Below are 15,632 nucleotides of genomic sequence, written 5' to 3' on the forward strand. Positions count from 1 at the left end.
TCCGGTCGGGAGGCGCGGTGCGGTCCAGGCCCGTGCCTCCCGTCCGGCGGCGTCCGCGTGGCGTGACGTGCTCCCGCACAACGGGAGGCACGTCGCGCCGTGCGGTTCCGTGGCGTGACGTGCTCCTGGTTGTGCGGGGCGCCCCGCGCCCGGCGCGGCTGCGTTCCGGACGGGAGGCACGGTGCCAGCCGGCGCCGCGCCTCCCGTCCGTCGCGCGGCGACGTCAGCCGCGGATCGCCTCCGTCAGCTTCACCCGTCCGCCGGTCCGGAGCAGCGCGTTCTCGTAGATGCGCGCGCCCACGGCGACGACCACGACGACCGACGCGGCGACGAGCAGCAGCGACAGGATCGGCTCCCACCACTCGGCGGTCCCGAGGAAGATCCGCATCGGCATCCCGATCGGCGCGCTGAACGGGACGTACGACATGATCCCGACGATCGTCTCGTTGTCCGCCGCCGAGACGATGAGGATGTACGGGATCATCACGAGGAGCATCACGGGCATCGTGACGCTGCCGACGTCCTCCTGGCGGGACACGAGCACGGCGGACGCGGCGAACAGCGCGGCGATGAGCACGAAGCCGACGGCGAAGAAGCCGACGAACCAGAGCACGCTGGGGCCGAGCAACGTGAACAGGTTGTCCTGCCCGGTGACCGCGAGGGCCACGGCGCCGGCGATCGCGATGGCGATGATCTGCGCGAACGCCATGATGCTGCTGCCGAGCACCTTCCCGGCGAGCAGGGCACGGGCCGGGATGGCGGCCATCAGGATCTCGACCACCCGCGTCGACTTCTCCTCGACGACGCTCTGCGCGATCGACGACCCGAAGGTCACGGCGGAGGTGAAGAAGACGACGCCGAACAGGATGCCGATGGCGGACACCAGGCCCGCCGAGAGCGTGCCGGGCTGCAGGAGCTCCACCGCAGGGGTGACGCTGAGGGCACCGACGACGTCGGTCGGGGTGTCCTCGAGCCCGACGACGCTGTACCCGAGGGTGTCGTCGGACGGCACGACGGCGGCGTCCACGTCACCGCTCCGCACGAGGCGCTCGGCCTGGGCGACGGTGGTGGTCGGGGTGACGTCGAGGCCGTCGGTGGACTGGAGCGAGACGCCGTCGACCACCGCGACGGGCGTGGTGTCGTCTGCGGTCGCCTTGCCGATGATGCCCGCGATGACGACGGACACGACGACGGCGAGCACCAGGATCGCGGCGGAGACCACGAAGGCCTTGCTGCGGACGCGGGCCTGGATCTCGCGGACGGTCACGAGCCGGACGGCGTCGACGAAGTGGCTGGTCATCGGACGACCTCCCGGAAGACCTCGCTGAGACGGGGCACGCGCGGGGCGAACGAGCCCACCGTGCCGTGCTGGACGGCGCGCTGCAGGATGCGCTGCGCCGTGGGCTCGTCGGCCTCGAACACCGCGTACCCGCCGTCGAACTCGCGCACGGTCACGCCGGGTTCGTCGCGGATCCACGCGACGTCGCCGTCGACGAGCAGTTCCCACGCGGCGGGGCCGGCGCTGCGGCGCAGGTCCTCCTGGGAGCCGGCGGCACGGATCGTCCCGTCGGCGATCACCACGACGTCGTCGCACAGCCGCTCGACCACGTCGAGCTGGTGGCTCGAGAAGAGCACCGGGACACCCCTCGCCGCCTGCTCGCGGAGCACGCCGAGCACGGTGTCGACGGCCATCGGGTCGAGGCCCGAGAACGGCTCGTCGAGCACCAGGACCTCGGGGTCGTGGACGAGTGCCGCGGCGACCTGCACGCGCTGCTGGTTGCCGAGCGAGAGCTTCTCGACGGCGTCGCTCGCGTGCTGCGTGAGGTCGAGTCGTTCGAGCAGCGCGGTGGTCCGCTGCCCCGCGGTCCGCTTGTCGACACCGTGCAGGCGTGCGAGGTAGGTGATCTGCTCGGCGACCGGCATCTTCGGGTAGAGCCCGCGTTCCTCGGGCATGTAGCCGAAGCGGCGGCGGTCGGTCGGGCCGACCTCGGTGCCGTCGATCGACACGCGCCCGGTGTCGGCCTGCAGGACGCCGAGCAGGATCCGCATGGTCGTGGTCTTGCCGGCGCCGTTGCCGCCGACGAACCCGGTCAGCCGGCCGCTGCCGACCGAGAACCCCACGTCGTCGAGCACCCGGCGGTCGCCGAAGTGCTTCGTCACGCCTTCGATGGTGAGCATCGCCCGTTCCCCTTCCGCCGGCGGTCCTCGCCGACGTCTCGACGCTACGGTCCGGGAGGCGCTGCCCACCTCCGGCGAGAGGCGGGACTTCCCGACGCCCCGGCTCCACCGCGCGGGGGAGCGGGGTCCGTCAGGCCGCGGAGGAGACGCCGTGCTCGAAGGCCCACACGACCGCCTGGATGCGGTCGCGCACGCCGGTCTTCTGCAGGACGTTCGACACGTGCGTCTTGACGGTCGCCTCGCCGACGAAGAGCGCGCGGGCGATCTCGGCGTTGCTGCAGCCGCGCGCGAGCAGTCGCAGGACCTCGGCCTCGCGTTCGGTGAGCCCCGCGGCGGCGATGGCGGCCGCACCGTCGTCGACCGGGGACGCCGTGTGGCCGGCGTGCGCTGGGCAGGTGGGCCCGTGCCCGGCGGTCGCGCGGCTGATCACCCGGCGCGTGACGTCGGGGGCGAGCAGGGCGTCCCCGGCGGCGACCGTGCGGACGGCGTCGATCAGCCGTTCGGGGGAGGCGTTCTTCAGCAGGAACCCGCTCGCCCCCGCCTCGAGCGCCTGGAACAGGGCGTCGTCGTCGTCGAACGTGGTGAGCACGAGCACCGCCGGCGGGTCCGGGAGCGCGCCGATGCGTCGTGCCGCCTCGAGCCCGTCGATGCCGGGCATCTGGACGTCGAGGCACACGACGTCGGGTCGCAGCGCGACGACCGCGTCGACCGCGGCGCCGCCGTCCGGGGCCTCGCCGACCACGCGGAAGCCCGGCTCGGACTCCAGGATGACGCGGAAGCCGGCACGCACCAGGTCCTGGTCGTCCGCGAGCACGATCGTCAGGTCGTCGGCAGCCATGCCCGTACCAGGTACCCTCCCCGGGCGCGGGGCCCGATCTCGATGCGACCGCCCACGGCGGCGACGCGCTCCCGCATGCCGACGTGGCCCAGCCCGCTGCCGCCCGGGTCGCGGACCGCGCCGGCGCCGTGTCCGTCGTCGGCGACCTCGACCTCGATGCCGTCGTCGAGGTACCGCAGGCGCAGGTCCGCGCGGGCGGTGGGGCCGGCGTGCTTGACGACGTTCGTCACGGCCTCCTGCGCGATGCGGAACGCCACGGCCCCGACGGTCGGCGGCACCGAGCGCTCGTCACCGACCACGACGAGCCCGGCGTCCCGGCCCGAGGAGCGGACGGCGTCGACCAGCTCCGACATCCGACCGAGCCCGGCCGTGCTCGGCGCGGTGTCGGTCGCGCTCGCGCCGGGGTCGTCCTCGCGCAGGGTCCCCAGCATCCGGCGGAGTTCCTCGACCGCGGTGCGTGCGCTGTCCTCGACCACCGTGAGCGAGGCGGTCGCCTGCTCCGGGTCGCGGCCGACCACGCGTCGGGCGGCTCCGGCCTGGACACCCATCAGCGACACGTGGTGGGCCACGACGTCGTGCAGCTCGCGGGCGATCCGCACGCGCTCGAGGGTGATCGCCTGGGCAGCCGTGCGCTCCCGTTCGGCGGCGAGCTCCGCGGTGCGTTCGGCGAGGTCGTGCTTGGCCACCGCGGCTGCCCACGCGCGGTTGCCGGCGTACCAGGCGCCGCCGAAGTAGAGCACGTTGATGAGGATGTTCACGAGCGAGTACGCGATGTACGGCGGGATCAGGGCGTCGTCGTCGTTCGGCAGCGCGTTCGGCACCGCCCACCCGAACGAGAGCGCGAGGAACACCCACGCGAACATCCCGCCGATGATCACCCAGCGGACCACCTCGGCGCGGATCCGGTCCGAGCACCACGCCCCGACCGTGTACAGCGCGATGAAGAGGGTGAAGTTGACGAGGATGATCTCGGGGACGTGGAGCAGCTGTGTCGCGGCGAACGCCAGCGCGGACACGACGGCGACGGTCATCGGCCAGCGGCGGCGGAACGCGATCGGCGCGGCGTTCGCGACCACCATGAGCGCCGACACCCACCACGGCGCCTGGTCGTCCTCGTAGACGCCCGCGGCGCCGTACAGCGTGGTCGTGACGGCCAACCCGACGCCGAGCACGAGCGCGAGCAGTGCGTCCTGCCGGTGCTCCCGCGGTCCGACGGGCAACCGGGCCCACCCCTCCCTCGTCCACCCCATGCGGGCAACGCTACCGGGTGGGCGCCGCCGGCCGCAGGTCCCGCCGGGCGACGACGAGCGGTGTGGTGGCAGCGACCGCCACGACGGCGGCTGCCGCGGTGAAGGTCGTCGCCGTGCCCGCGGGCCCGACCAGCACGCCGGCCGCCGCTGCCCCGAGTGCCTGGCCGGCGACGAGCACCACGAAGAGCAGCGCGGTGCCCGCGGCCGCGTGACCCTGGTCGATCTCGGTCGTCCAGGCGATGAGCGCGCCCGTCGCCGCGGTGTAGCCCCACCCGAACAGCGCGCACGCCACCAGTGCGGCCCCGACGACGTGGGGCAGCAGGCCGAGCGTGAGCACCGCGACGGCGGCGAGCGTCGTCGTCAACAGCCACAGGCGGGCAGCGGGCAGCCCGCTCGTCCACCGCGCCGTCACCGCGACCGAGGCCCCGCCGACGCCGAGCGCGATCCAGGCGACGACCGTCAGTCCGCTCGGCACGCCGGCTCCGACGAGCGCCGAGCGGCCGTAGGTCCAGACCACCGCCGAGCCCGCACCGAAGAGGAGCGCCACCACGACCGGCACGACCTGTGCGCCGAACCACGACCGGCCCGGGAGCGCCGCGCGGAGCGCGGGGCGCCGAACCGCGGGGCGCTGGAGCGCGGAGCGCTGGGCCGCTGCCGGGGTGGAGCGCGCGTCCGGTGCTCTTCTTCCGGCCGCGAGGAACACCACCGCACCGACCAGCAGCGTGACCACGCCGGCGGCGGCCCAGGCGGTGCGCCAGTCCGGCAGCAGCACGAGCGCGAGGACCCCGGCCGCGACGAGCCCCGGGCCCGTCCCGGAGTTCACCACCGCCTGGGCCCGGTCGCGAGCGGCGCCGTCGAGCCGGCCGGCGACCAGCTGCACCATCGCCGGCGACGCCAGCCCGGCCCCGGTCGACGCCACCACGGCGGCCACCCGAAGACGAGGGTCGTCGCGCTCGCCGCCGTCGTGATCGCGCCGAGGCCCGCGGTGAGCGCCGCGACCACGACGAGCCACCGGGCGGCGCGGTCGGCGAGCAGGAACCCCACGACGGCACCGGTGCAGTACAGGACCGAGGCGCCCGAGGACACCGCACCGCCGACGTCCGCGCCGAAGCCGAGGTCACGCTGGACGTCCGGCAGGAAGAGCCCGAACGCCAGGCGCACCAGGCCGTAGGTCGCAGCGACGAGCCCCAGCCCGCTCGCGAGCAGGACGGAGGTCGGTAACGAAAACGATCGTTTCACTTCTGCGACCCTAGGCTGGCTGCATGGCGATGCGTCCAGGGACCGAGCAACGGGTGCTCGACGCCGCCGAGGAACTGTTCTTCACCCGCGGGATCGCGGCGACCCCCGTCGACGCGGTGCTCGAACGCGCGGGGGTGTCGTCGGCGACGCTCTACCGCGGGTACCCGAGCAAGGAGGCCCTGGTCGCCGCGGCGCTCGACCGACGACACGACGACTGGGTCGCGACGTGGGACCGTGCCCTCGAGCGGGCGACCGACGACCGCGGCCGCCTGCTCGCCGTGTTCGACGCGCTCGACGAGTACCGGTCCACCCCGACGGGCTCCCGCTGGTGCGCCTTCCTCGGCACCGCTGCCGAGTACGTCGATGCCCCGGAGGACCTGCGCGCCGTCCTCGACCGCGAGACCGACACCCTGCGACGGCGGCTGACGGAGACGGCTCGTCCGCTCGTCCGCGACCGTGCCCCGGCGCTCGCCGAGCAGCTGCTGCTCGTCGTCTCGGGTGCGCTGGCGATGCGCCTGCGCGACCCCGCTGCGGACTCCGCCACCGCACGCGCGGTCGCGTCCGCACTCCTGCCCTGACGGCCGCGCCGCGGTGCGGTCGGGAGGCGCGGTCCGGGTGACGGACGTCCGTCACCCGGCCCGCGCCTCCCGTCCGCCCCGGTCGGCTCCGCGCCGAGCGGCCGGTCAGGGCGCGGGGACCACCAGGGCGTCGACCGCGGTCAGCACGTCCGCGACCTCGGTGCGCGTCGTGTAGTCGACGTGCACGTCAGCGGAGCGGACCACGCCGTCCGCGTCGATCACGAAGACCGACGGGAACGGGATCGCCGCGGTGTCGTCGGCGTTGCTGTCGGCGACGTCGAACCCGAGCTGCGTGTGCGCCGCCCGCGCGGCGTCGCTCGGCTCCGTGACGATGCCGAAGCGTCCGGCGAGCACGTTCTCCGGGTCGGTCAGCACCGGGAACTCCAGCTCCCCGTTCGCGATCGACTGCTCGGCGGCCTCCGGCGTCTGCGGCGAGACCGCGACGAGCTGGACGTCCCGCTCCCGCAGCGCCGGCAGGAGCTCCTGCTGGTAGGTGCGCAGCGTGATGTTGCAGTAGGGGCACCAGGCGCCGCGGTAGAAGACGACGACGGTCGGCGTGGAGCCGCGGACGGCGGCGAACGACGTCTCGTCGCCGGTCGGGGTGACGAGTCGCGCGTCCGGGGCGGTCTCGCCGACACCGACGACCCCGTCGGGCACCCCCGAGGCGCGCAGGTCGGCCTGCTCGCCGTCGAAGACCGCGGACAGCTCCGGGCCGATCTGGGTGGTGAAGCCCTGGTTGAAGTCGTCCACCTGGCGGGCGATGGTCTGGTCGGTCACGTCGGTCTCCTCGGGTCCGGGACGCCGGCGACTGGGCCGGTGCGTGGAGCGTAGGCACGTCACCTCGGCGGGGGAACGGGCGTCGTCACGGAGCGTCATCCGGGCTGCGGAGCGCGACCCGAGCGGCGGACGGGAGGCGCGGATCCGACCCGCCCCGCGCCTCCCGTCCGCCGTGGTGCGGAACGCGCGGCCCCACGCCTCAGGCGCGACCGCGGTTGCGCCGCCGGATCTCCTTCGGGGCCCGGCCGGCCATGAACGACCGCGCGGGGTCGACCAGGAAGCCCTGGCGCAGCGCCTCGCGGCCGACGAGCATGCGGAAGCCCATCTGGTCGCGGTTGCTCAGCGTGACCTCGGCGTCGATCGTGCGACCCGCGAGCGTGATCGACGTCAGCACGACGATGCGTTCCTGCGTGTGCCCCGTCGAGCTCCGGACGATCCGTCGGTCGTGCACGTCGCACTCGTGCGTGACGGCGTCGGCGTCGGTGTCCTGCCACGGGTGCACCGAGAAGCGGACGCGGTCGCCGGGGAGCTCCTCGAGGTCGAACGCGTGCAGTGCCGAGCTCCGCGCCCCGGTGTCGAGCTTCACCTTGATCCAGGGCAGGTCCAGCCCGGGCAGGGCAGCCCACTCACGCCATCCTGCGATCGTCGGGTTCCGGGCCATGTGCCCATCCTGTCGCATGCTTTGATTGAGCGTCGCCGTCGACGTCTCGACCCCGTGGAGCAACCCCGATGAAACTCGCCATCCTGTCGCGCGCCCCGCACGCGTACTCGACGCAGCGTCTGCGTGCCGCCGCGGTCGATCGCGGCCACGAGGTCAAGGTGCTCAACACCCTGCGGTTCGCCATCGACCTGTCCGGGGACGAGCCCGACCTGCTCTACCGGGGCAAGCTGCTCAGCGACTACGACGCCGTGCTCCCGCGGATCGGCAACTCGATCACCTACTACGGCACCGCGGTGGTGCGGCAGTTCGAGCAGATGGACGTCTACACGCCGAACACGGCGACGGGCATCACGAACTCGCGCGACAAGCTCCGGGCGAACCAGATCCTGTCCCGCCACCACATCGGCATGCCCGCGACCACGTTCGTGAACAGCCGTGCCGACGTCCGCGGGGCGATCGACAGCGTCGGTGGGGCGCCGGTCGTCATCAAGCTGCTCGAGGGCACGCAGGGCATCGGCGTGATCCTTGCTCCCGAGGCGAAGGTCGCCGAGTCGATCGTCGAGACGCTGCACTCCACGAAGCAGAACGTGCTCATCCAGGCGTTCATCTCCGAGAGCCGGGGCCGGGACATCCGTGCGCTGGTCGTGGGGGACCGGGTCGTCGCTGCGATGCGTCGCAGTGCCTCCGGCGACGAGTTCCGCTCGAACGTGCACCGCGGCGGCACCGTCGAGAAGGTCACCCTGAGCCCCGAGTACGAGGAGGCGGCGGTGCGCTCGGCGCAGATCATGGGGCTCCGCGTCGCGGGTGTCGACATGCTCGAGGGCAACGACGGACCGCTCGTCATGGAGGTCAACTCCTCCCCGGGGCTCGAGGGCATCGAGCGTGCGACGGGCCTCGACGTCGCCGGCGCGATCATCGACTTCATCGGCAACCAGGTCGCGTTCCCGGAGATCGACGTCCGTCAGCGCCTCAGCGTCTCGACCGGCTACGGCGTGGCCGAGCTCCTCGTGCACACGAACGCGGACCTGGTCGGCAAGACCATCAAGGAGTCCGGGCTCTGGGACCGGGACATCACGGTCCTGACCCTGCACCGCGGCGCCTCGGTGATCCCGAACCCCCGCAGCGGCGTCGAGCTGCAGGCCAGCGACCGCCTGCTCTGCTTCGGCAAGCTCGAGGAGATGCGGTCGATGATCCCGGACCGTCGGCGTCGCCGGTCGAAGGTCCGCAAGCTGCCGAAGGACGCCTGACCGGTGCCGCCCAGCGCACCCGGATCGCACATCCAGGTCGGATGCGGAAGTATGTGTCGGTGACGATCATGACGGAACGACCGGTCGACCAGTCGACGAGCAGCGAACCGGAGCGCCCCGGCAACGCCACGGCGAAGCACCAGAACGTGTCGCTGCTGTCGGTGGCGACGACCGTCGCGGACCGTGTGACGACCTCCGCGGACATCGAGGCGAAGCTCCGCGGGGCGCTGCGTCGGCTCCGTCTCCCGACCGGTCTGCTCGAGCGTGTCGCCGGTGTCACCGAGCGCCGCAACTGGGGTGAGGGGCAGACCTTCCAGGACGCCGCGATCGACGCCGGCCGTCGCGCGATGGTCGAGGCCGGCATCCGCCCGGAGGACGTCGGGCTGCTGATCAACACCTCGGTGACCCGTCCGCACCTCGAGCCGAGCGTCGCCGTGCGCCTGCACCACGGGCTCGGGCTGCCGACGTCGGCCATCAACTTCGACATCGCGAACGCGTGCCTCGGCTTCGTCAACGCGATGAGCGTCGCCGCGGGCATGATCGACTCCGGGCAGATCAAGTACGCGCTCATCGTGGACGGCGAGGACGCCGACCAGGTGCAGCTCAACACGATCGACCGCCTGAACCAGGGTGGCCGGAACCGCAAGGACTTCATGAGCGAGTTCGCGAGCCTGACCCTCGGGTCCGGCGCCGCGGCCGCCGTGCTCGGCCCGTCCGACGTCCACCCCGAGGGGCACCGCATCATCGGCGGCGTCACCCGCGCGGCGACGCAGTGGTACGACCTGTGCGTCGGCAGCGTGGACGGCATGTTCACCGACGCGAAGATGCTGCTGAAGGGCGGCATGGAGCTCGTCGTCGCCGCCTGGACCGAGGCGCGTTCGCACTTCGACTGGCAGGACATGGACCGCTACGTGCTCCACCAGGTCTCCGACGTGCACACGAACGCCTTCGTCGAGGCCATCGGCATCCCGCGCACGAAGGTCCCGACCACCTACCAGCGCTACGGCAACGTCGGCCCGGCGTCGATCCCGATCACCCTGGCCGACGAGGTCGACCGCGGCGGCATCACCCGCGGTGACCGCGTCTTCCTGGGCGGCGTCGGCTCCGGCATCAACACGGCGATGATGGAACTGCGCTGGTGAGGTCCGGCCTCCCGCGCGTCGCTGCCAGTACGGCCCCGGCGACGCTCCCGCCGCCCCTGCCCGGACTCGACCCGGCCTGGTCCCGTCTGGTCACCGTCCCCGGGTCGCCGGACGGCCGGCCGGGAGGCACGCACCACCCCGCGCGCACCTGGCACCTCCTCGACACGGCCGGTCAGCTCGAGGCGCTCGGCGTCACCCCGGTCGGCACCCTGCTCTGCGTGCACGGCAACCCCACCTGGTCCTACCTCTGGCGGTCCGTCGCGGCCCGCACGCTCAGCGTCGCCCGGGCCGGTGGCCCGGCCTGGCGCGTGATCGCCGTCGACCAGCTCGACATGGGCTTCTCGGAGCGCACCGCCGACCAGCACCGCCTGGCCGACCGCGTGCGCGACCTCGGTGCCCTGACCGACGAGCTCGGACTCGCCGGACCCGTCGTCACGCTCGGGCACGACTGGGGCGGCGTCGTCTCGCTCGGCTGGGCGGTCGACCACCCCGACCACGTCGTGGGCGTGGCGACGTGCAACACCGCCGTGCACCAGCCCGACGACGCCCCGATCCCCGCACCGCTGCGGCTGGCCCTGCGTCCCGGCGTGCTCGGTCGCGGCACCGTCCTGACGCCCGCGTTCCTCGAGACGACGCTCGCCATCGCGCACCCGACGCTCGACCGGCCGACCGCCGACGCCTACCGGGCGCCGTACCGCGGAGCAGCCCGCCGCGGGGGCATCGGCGGGTTCGTGGCGGACATCCCCGTCGACGCCGCGCACCCCAGCGCGACCGAGCTCGACCGGATCGCGGCCGGTGTCGCGGCGCTCGAGGTCCCGGCGCTCGTCATGTGGGGACCGCGTGACCCGGTGTTCCTCGAGCGGTACCTCGACGACCTGGCCGACCGGTTGCCGCACGCCGACGTGCACCGTTTCGAGGGTGCCGGTCACCTGCTTCCGGACGACGCCGACGTCGCGGGCACGGTGCTCGACTGGCTCGGCGACCGCCTGCCGGACGGGCACGCGCCCGGCGGTGGCGAGTCGAGCCTCCCGGCCGACGCCCGGACGACCGACGCGACCGATGCGACCGATGCGACCGACGCGACCGATGCGACCACCGAGGGTCTCGCGACCGACCGACCGCTCTGGGCAGCCCTCGACGACCTCGCGGACGACGCGAGCCCGGCGCTCGTCGAGATGGCCGCTCCCGGCGGCCCGCGGACGGTCTCGTGGCGGCTGCTCGCCCGCCGTGTCCGCGAGGTCGCCGTCGGTCTCGCCGACCTCGGCGTGCGTCCCGGCGACCGCGTCTCGTTGCTCGTCACGCCCGGGGCCGACCTGACGGCCGTCCTGTACGCCTGCGTCCGGATCGGTGCGGTGGTCGTCGTCGCGGACGCCGGCCTCGGTCTGCGCGGGCTCACCCGTGCCGTCCGCGGCGCCCGGCCGGACTGGGTGATCGGGGCGCTGCCCGGTCTCGGAGCTGCGCGTGTACTCGGGTGGCCGGGTCGACGCATCGCGACGGTCGCGCTCCCGGCCCCCGCGCGAGCGGTCCTCGGCGTGGAGCACACCCTGACCGAGGTCGCCCGACGTGGCGCCCGACGACTCGCAGCCGGAGCAGCCCTGCCCGCTGCACCGTCGCCGGACGCACCGGCGGCCGTCCTGTTCACCTCGGGCTCGACCGGTCCGGCCAAGGGCGTCGTCTACACGCACGGGCAGCTCACCGCGGTGCGGGACGTCCTCGCGGCGCAGTACGGCGTCGGCGTCGGCACGGGGCTGGTCGCGGGCTTCGCGCCGTTCGCCCTGCTCGGTCCCGCCCTCGGTGCCCGGTCGGTGGCCCCGGACATGGACGTCACCCGTCCGCGCACGCTGACGGCGACCGCGGTGGCCCACGCCGTGGCTGCCGTGGACGCGACCGTGGTGTTCCTCTCACCCGCAGCGCTGGCGAACGTCGTCGCGACGGCACCGGCGCTGGCGGCCGGCGACCGCGATGCCCTCGGTCGGGTGCGTCTGTTCCTGTCCGCGGGGGCACCGGTGCCCGCGGCGCTCCTCCGGGCTGCCACCGACCTCATGCCGAACGCAGCGGCGCACACGCCCTACGGCATGACCGAGGGCCTGCTCATGACGGACGTCGACCTGGACGGCATCCGGTCGGCGGGTTCCGCTCCCGACGACGGCATCTGCGTCGGTCGACCGGCGGTCGGTGTGCGCGTGCGGATCGCGCCGCTCGACGCCGACGGCGCACCGACCGGAGACCTCACGGAGCAGGCCGGCGTCACGGGCGAGGTGGTCGTCGCGGCCCCGCACGTCCGCGACCACTACGACCGACTCTGGCGCACGGACCGCGTCTCGCGGCTCGGGGTCGACGACCCGCGCGGGCACCGCACCGGCGACGTGGGGCACCTCGACGCCGACGGGCGCTTGTGGATCGAGGGCCGGCTCCAGCACGTCGTGACGACCCCGCACGGTGTCGTGACACCCGTCGGACCCGAGCAGCGCATCGAGCGCGTCGACGGCGTCGGCCGTGCCGGCATCGCGAGCACCGGACCGTCCGGCACCCAGCAGGTCGTCGCCGTGGTCGAGACCGTCCCCGCAGCCCGGCGTCCCGGCCTCGCGTCGGCCGAGCTCGCCGCCGCCGTCCGCACCGCCGCCGGGGTCCCGCTCGCCGCGGTGCTCGTCGTCCCGGTGCTGCCGACGGACGTCCGGCACAACTCGAAGGTCGACCGCGCCCGGCTGTCGCGATGGGCGACGACGGTGCTCGGCGGCGGCCGGATGACCCGCCCGTGAGGGTCCTGGTCACCGGTGCCAGCGGCTTCCTCGGCCGGGCGACCGCCGCTGCCGTCCGGGACGCCGGGTACGACGTCCGCACGTTCCAGCGTCGGCCGTCCCGGGTGGACGGTGTGGAGGACTCGCTCGGCACGATGACGGACACCGCTGCGGTCGCGCGCGCGGTCGAGGGCGTCGACGCCGTGGTGCACCTGGCGGCGAAGGTCTCGCTCGCCGGGGACCCGGCCGACTTCGCGCGGGTCAACATCGCCGGGACGAGCGCGCTGCTCGACGCCGCGCGGGCCGCCGGGGTGGGGCGCTTCGTCTTCGTGTCGTCGCCGTCCGTGGCGCACACCGGGTCGTCGCTGGCCGGCGCCGCTGCCGACCCTGCCGAGCCGATTGCCGCCCGCGGGCACTACGCGCGGACGAAGGGCGCCGCGGAGCTCCTCGCGCTGGCGGCCGACGAGCCGGGCTTCGCGGTCGTCGCCGTCCGCCCGCACCTGGTGTGGGGACCGGGCGACACGCAGCTGGTCGGACGCATCGTGGACCGGGCACGTGCCGGTCGGCTGCCGCTCCTCGACTCGGGCGCCGCGCTCATCGACACGCTCTACGTCGACAACGCGGCCTCGGCGATGGTCGCTGCGCTCGAGCACGCGGCGGACGACGCCGTGCACGGCAACGCCTACGTCGTGACGAACGGAGAGCCGCGGCCGGTGGGGGAGCTCCTGGCGGGCATCTGCACCGCGTCCGGCGTCCCTGCACCGCGGCTGCACGTGCCCGCCGCCGTCGCCCGTGCAGCCGGGTCCGTGGTCGAGGCGGTGTGGCGTGTGCGTCCGGGGGCGGACGAGCCGCCGATGACGCGGTTCCTCGCCGAGCAGCTGTCCACCGCCCACTGGTTCGACCAGCGACGGACGCGCCACGACCTCGGCTGGTCCCCGACGATCACGATCGACGAGGGCCTGGCCCGCTTGGCGGCCGCCGCCGGACACTGACCGGCCGTCGGTCGGGTGGGCGGACCGTCAGCCGGTGAAGCGCTGCCAGAGCTCGGTGACGATCGGCCACACGTCGCCCGCGCGGTCCGCCGAGGCGATGGCGATCGTCACCACGGGGTAGGCCGTGACCGCGAGGCTGACCAGGACCGCGAGCACGACGGCGAACACCGACGTGACCGTGTGCCGTCGGGTCAGCGCCCAGAGCAGCAGGGCGAGGACCACCACCAGGCCGAGCACGGTGACGAGGGCGATCCGGACGAACGGGAACGGCACGAGCCCCGCCGTGGTGGCGGTCACGCCGCCGAGGAACCCGACGAGCGGAAGGTACCCGCCGAGGGCCACGGCGAGCACCAGCACGATGCCGATGCCCGACGTGGTCCAGACGCCGCGCGGGCGAGGACGCCGGGCGGTGGTGCCCCGGCGTCCCGCCCACGCGGTCATCGCTGTGCCTCGCCGTCGCCGTCGCCGTCGCCGTCGCCGCTGCCGCTGCGGTGGGCGGCGGCCTGGTCGTGGCGGGCGTCGGCCTCGTCGCGGACGACGTCCGCGGCGTGCTCGATGCGGTCGGCCGCCTCGTCCAGCGCGTCGGCGACCTGCTCGTCCGCGGCGGGTGCGCTCTCCACCGACGGCTCGTCGGCGTCGGTGCTGCCCTCGCGACGTGCACCGTCCGCTGCGTCCTGCGTCGCGGTCACCGCGTCCTGCGTCGCGGTCGCTGCGGAGTCGGCGGCGTCCGAGGCCGCTGCGCCCGCGTCGGCCGCGGCGTCGGTCGCTGCCGAGGCAGCACCGGAGGCACGGTCGCGGACCTCCTGCGAGGCGTCCGCCGCGGCGTCCTTCGCCGCGCTGACGGCCTGCTTCGCCGCGTCGCCGGCGTCGGAGGACTTCTCCGCGGCACGCTCCGCCGCGTCGGATGCGGTCTCGCGCGCCGTGTCGACGGCGTCGGCCGCCTTCGCCCGCGCGGTGTCCACGGCGTCGGACGCCCGCTCGCGCAGGTCCCCCGCGGTCTCCCGTGCCCGGTCGACGGCGTCGCCGGCGGCGTCGCGTGCGCGACCGGCGGCCTCGCGCGTGGCACCCGCCGCGTCCTGCGCGGCGTCCCGTGCACGCTCGGCGACCTCGGCGGCACCGCCGCGGACGTCCTCCGCGGCACCCGAGACGGCCTCCTTCGTGCGGTCCACCGCATCGCCCACGGCCTCCCGGGCCCGGTCGACGGGGGTCGGCTCGTCGTCGAAGGGTCCGTGCACGTCGAGCACGCGGACGTCGACCGTGGTGGGCTGTCCGGCGCCGAGCTGCGACACCGCGGCGGCCACCTGGCGGCGGACCTCCTCGGCGACCTCGCGGACCGGCTGCGGGTAGCTGATGACGACGGACACGGTCACGTCGAGCGTGCCGTCGTTGTCGTCGACCTGCACCCCGGGCGCTCCGGCGGTGCGGCCGAGCTGCGAGCGGACGCGGTCGGCGGCGCGGGCGACGAGCCCGCCCAGGTGGTGGACGCCCGGCACGCCGAGCGCCGTCTCCGCCGCGGTGCGGGCGGCGACCACCAGGGGCCCGGCATCCTCGGGGAGCGGGGTGGTCAGCTCGGGCGGCAGGTCGACCTCGGTGATCTGCGTCCGGGCGTTCGGATCGTGCTGCATGGCTTCCTCCTCTGTGAACAGGACGGCCGTCGCTCCCCTCGGGGAGCGACGGCCGTGGTCCGCTGTTACTTGAAGACGTCCTTGACGTCCTCGCCGGTCTGCTTGGCGCTCGCAGCGGCCTGGTCCTTCTTGCCCTCTGCGACCTTCTCGTCGTTGTTCGTCGCGTTGCCTAAGGCCTCCTTGGCCTTGCCGGTCAGGTCCTGTGCGGCGTTCTTGATCTTGTCGTCGAGTCCCATGGTGGGTTCCCTTCTCTCTCGTGGGCTGGTGCCCGGTGGTGACGGTCGGGAGGCTCGATCTGCCTCGTCCGACCGGGTTGCGGTGGTGCTGGTGGTGCGTTCGTGTCCGGCGTCGTCCGCCGGGTGGCGTC

Annotated in this window: 16 protein-coding genes; 5 read left to right on the forward strand and 11 right to left on the reverse strand. The window is 74.2% G+C overall.

All coding sequences use genetic code 11. The features are described from left to right. Positions 1 to 223: 223 nt before the first annotated feature. The 6 genes from Q9R28_RS16535 to Q9R28_RS16560 all read right to left on the reverse strand — a co-directional run bounded on the left by Q9R28_RS16535 (position 224) and on the right by Q9R28_RS16560 (position 5,505). On the reverse strand, positions 224 to 1,300 hold the full coding sequence (locus tag Q9R28_RS16535; protein WP_209685828.1) for an ABC transporter permease: 1,077 nt from the start codon (positions 1,298 to 1,300) through the stop codon (positions 224 to 226). Beyond that, on the reverse strand, positions 1,297 to 2,178 hold the full coding sequence (locus tag Q9R28_RS16540) for an ABC transporter ATP-binding protein (protein ID WP_066656105.1): 882 nt from the start codon (positions 2,176 to 2,178) through the stop codon (positions 1,297 to 1,299). Before Q9R28_RS16540 ends, Q9R28_RS16535 begins: the two co-directional genes overlap by 4 nt. A gap of 130 nt (positions 2,179 to 2,308) precedes the next feature. Further along, a complete protein-coding gene (locus Q9R28_RS16545; protein WP_209685824.1) occupies positions 2,309 to 3,016 on the reverse strand; it encodes a response regulator transcription factor in 708 nt (235 codons plus the stop codon). Beyond that, positions 2,998 to 4,266 (reverse strand): sensor histidine kinase, encoded by a 1,269-nt coding sequence (locus tag Q9R28_RS16550; RefSeq protein WP_311206646.1) that lies wholly within the window; start codon positions 4,264 to 4,266, stop codon positions 2,998 to 3,000. The genes Q9R28_RS16545 and Q9R28_RS16550 overlap by 19 nt, the downstream gene beginning before the upstream one ends. 10 nt (positions 4,267 to 4,276) lie before the next feature. Then, the gene (locus tag Q9R28_RS16555) at positions 4,277 to 5,149 is read right to left on the reverse strand and encodes a hypothetical protein (RefSeq protein ID WP_311206647.1); all 873 of its coding nucleotides are present in this window, start codon (positions 5,147 to 5,149) and stop codon (positions 4,277 to 4,279) included. Continuing rightward, positions 5,086 to 5,505 (reverse strand): hypothetical protein, encoded by a 420-nt coding sequence (locus Q9R28_RS16560; protein WP_311206648.1) that lies wholly within the window; start codon positions 5,503 to 5,505, stop codon positions 5,086 to 5,088. The genes Q9R28_RS16555 and Q9R28_RS16560 overlap by 64 nt, the downstream gene beginning before the upstream one ends. 23 nt (positions 5,506 to 5,528) lie before the next feature. Here Q9R28_RS16560 and Q9R28_RS16565 point away from each other — a divergent pair, with 23 nt between their 5' ends. After that, a complete protein-coding gene (locus tag Q9R28_RS16565) occupies positions 5,529 to 6,083 on the forward strand; it encodes a TetR/AcrR family transcriptional regulator (RefSeq protein ID WP_209685818.1) in 555 nt (184 codons plus the stop codon). Positions 6,084 to 6,188: 105 nt separating this feature from the next. On the opposite strand, the gene Q9R28_RS16570 is transcribed toward Q9R28_RS16565, so the two are convergent. Together Q9R28_RS16570 and Q9R28_RS16575 are read right to left on the reverse strand one after the other, a co-directional pair. Beyond that, on the reverse strand, positions 6,189 to 6,860 hold the full coding sequence (locus Q9R28_RS16570) for a peroxiredoxin-like family protein (RefSeq protein ID WP_209685816.1): 672 nt from the start codon (positions 6,858 to 6,860) through the stop codon (positions 6,189 to 6,191). Between the two features lie 199 nt (positions 6,861 to 7,059). Next, positions 7,060 to 7,521, reverse strand: coding sequence for a RimK/LysX family protein (locus Q9R28_RS16575; protein ID WP_311206649.1), 462 nt, complete (start codon positions 7,519 to 7,521; stop codon positions 7,060 to 7,062). Between the two features lie 68 nt (positions 7,522 to 7,589). Here Q9R28_RS16575 and rimK point away from each other — a divergent pair, with 68 nt between their 5' ends. From rimK to Q9R28_RS16595, 4 genes are all read left to right on the forward strand, one after another. Continuing rightward, on the forward strand, positions 7,590 to 8,768 hold the full coding sequence (rimK, locus tag Q9R28_RS16580; protein WP_058727301.1) for a 30S ribosomal protein S6--L-glutamate ligase: 1,179 nt from the start codon (positions 7,590 to 7,592) through the stop codon (positions 8,766 to 8,768). A 68-nt stretch (positions 8,769 to 8,836) separates the two neighbouring features. After that, complete coding sequence (locus tag Q9R28_RS16585) at positions 8,837 to 9,910, forward strand: 3-oxoacyl-ACP synthase III (RefSeq protein WP_209685962.1); 1,074 nt, start codon at positions 8,837 to 8,839, stop codon at positions 9,908 to 9,910. Continuing rightward, complete coding sequence (locus tag Q9R28_RS16590; RefSeq protein ID WP_311206650.1) at positions 9,907 to 12,669, forward strand: alpha/beta fold hydrolase; 2,763 nt, start codon at positions 9,907 to 9,909, stop codon at positions 12,667 to 12,669. The genes Q9R28_RS16585 and Q9R28_RS16590 overlap by 4 nt, the downstream gene beginning before the upstream one ends. After that, on the forward strand, positions 12,666 to 13,640 hold the full coding sequence (locus Q9R28_RS16595) for an NAD-dependent epimerase/dehydratase family protein (protein WP_311206651.1): 975 nt from the start codon (positions 12,666 to 12,668) through the stop codon (positions 13,638 to 13,640). Before Q9R28_RS16590 ends, Q9R28_RS16595 begins: the two co-directional genes overlap by 4 nt. A 27-nt stretch (positions 13,641 to 13,667) precedes the next feature. Here Q9R28_RS16595 and Q9R28_RS16600 read toward each other — a convergent pair whose 3' ends face one another. The 3 genes from Q9R28_RS16600 to Q9R28_RS16610 form a co-directional block, all read right to left on the reverse strand. Continuing rightward, positions 13,668 to 14,081 (reverse strand): MFS transporter permease, encoded by a 414-nt coding sequence (locus Q9R28_RS16600; RefSeq protein ID WP_251155789.1) that lies wholly within the window; start codon positions 14,079 to 14,081, stop codon positions 13,668 to 13,670. After that, entirely contained in the window at positions 14,078 to 15,265 is a 1,188-nt protein-coding gene (locus tag Q9R28_RS16605; protein ID WP_311206652.1) for an Asp23/Gls24 family envelope stress response protein, read from the reverse strand. Before Q9R28_RS16605 ends, Q9R28_RS16600 begins: the two co-directional genes overlap by 4 nt. A gap of 65 nt (positions 15,266 to 15,330) precedes the next feature. Next, the gene (locus Q9R28_RS16610) at positions 15,331 to 15,501 is read right to left on the reverse strand and encodes a CsbD family protein (protein ID WP_311206653.1); all 171 of its coding nucleotides are present in this window, start codon (positions 15,499 to 15,501) and stop codon (positions 15,331 to 15,333) included. Positions 15,502 to 15,632 lie beyond the last annotated feature (131 nt).

Source organism: Curtobacterium sp. BRD11, assembly GCF_031844345.1.
Classification (GTDB): Bacteria; Actinomycetota; Actinomycetes; order Actinomycetales; family Microbacteriaceae; genus Curtobacterium.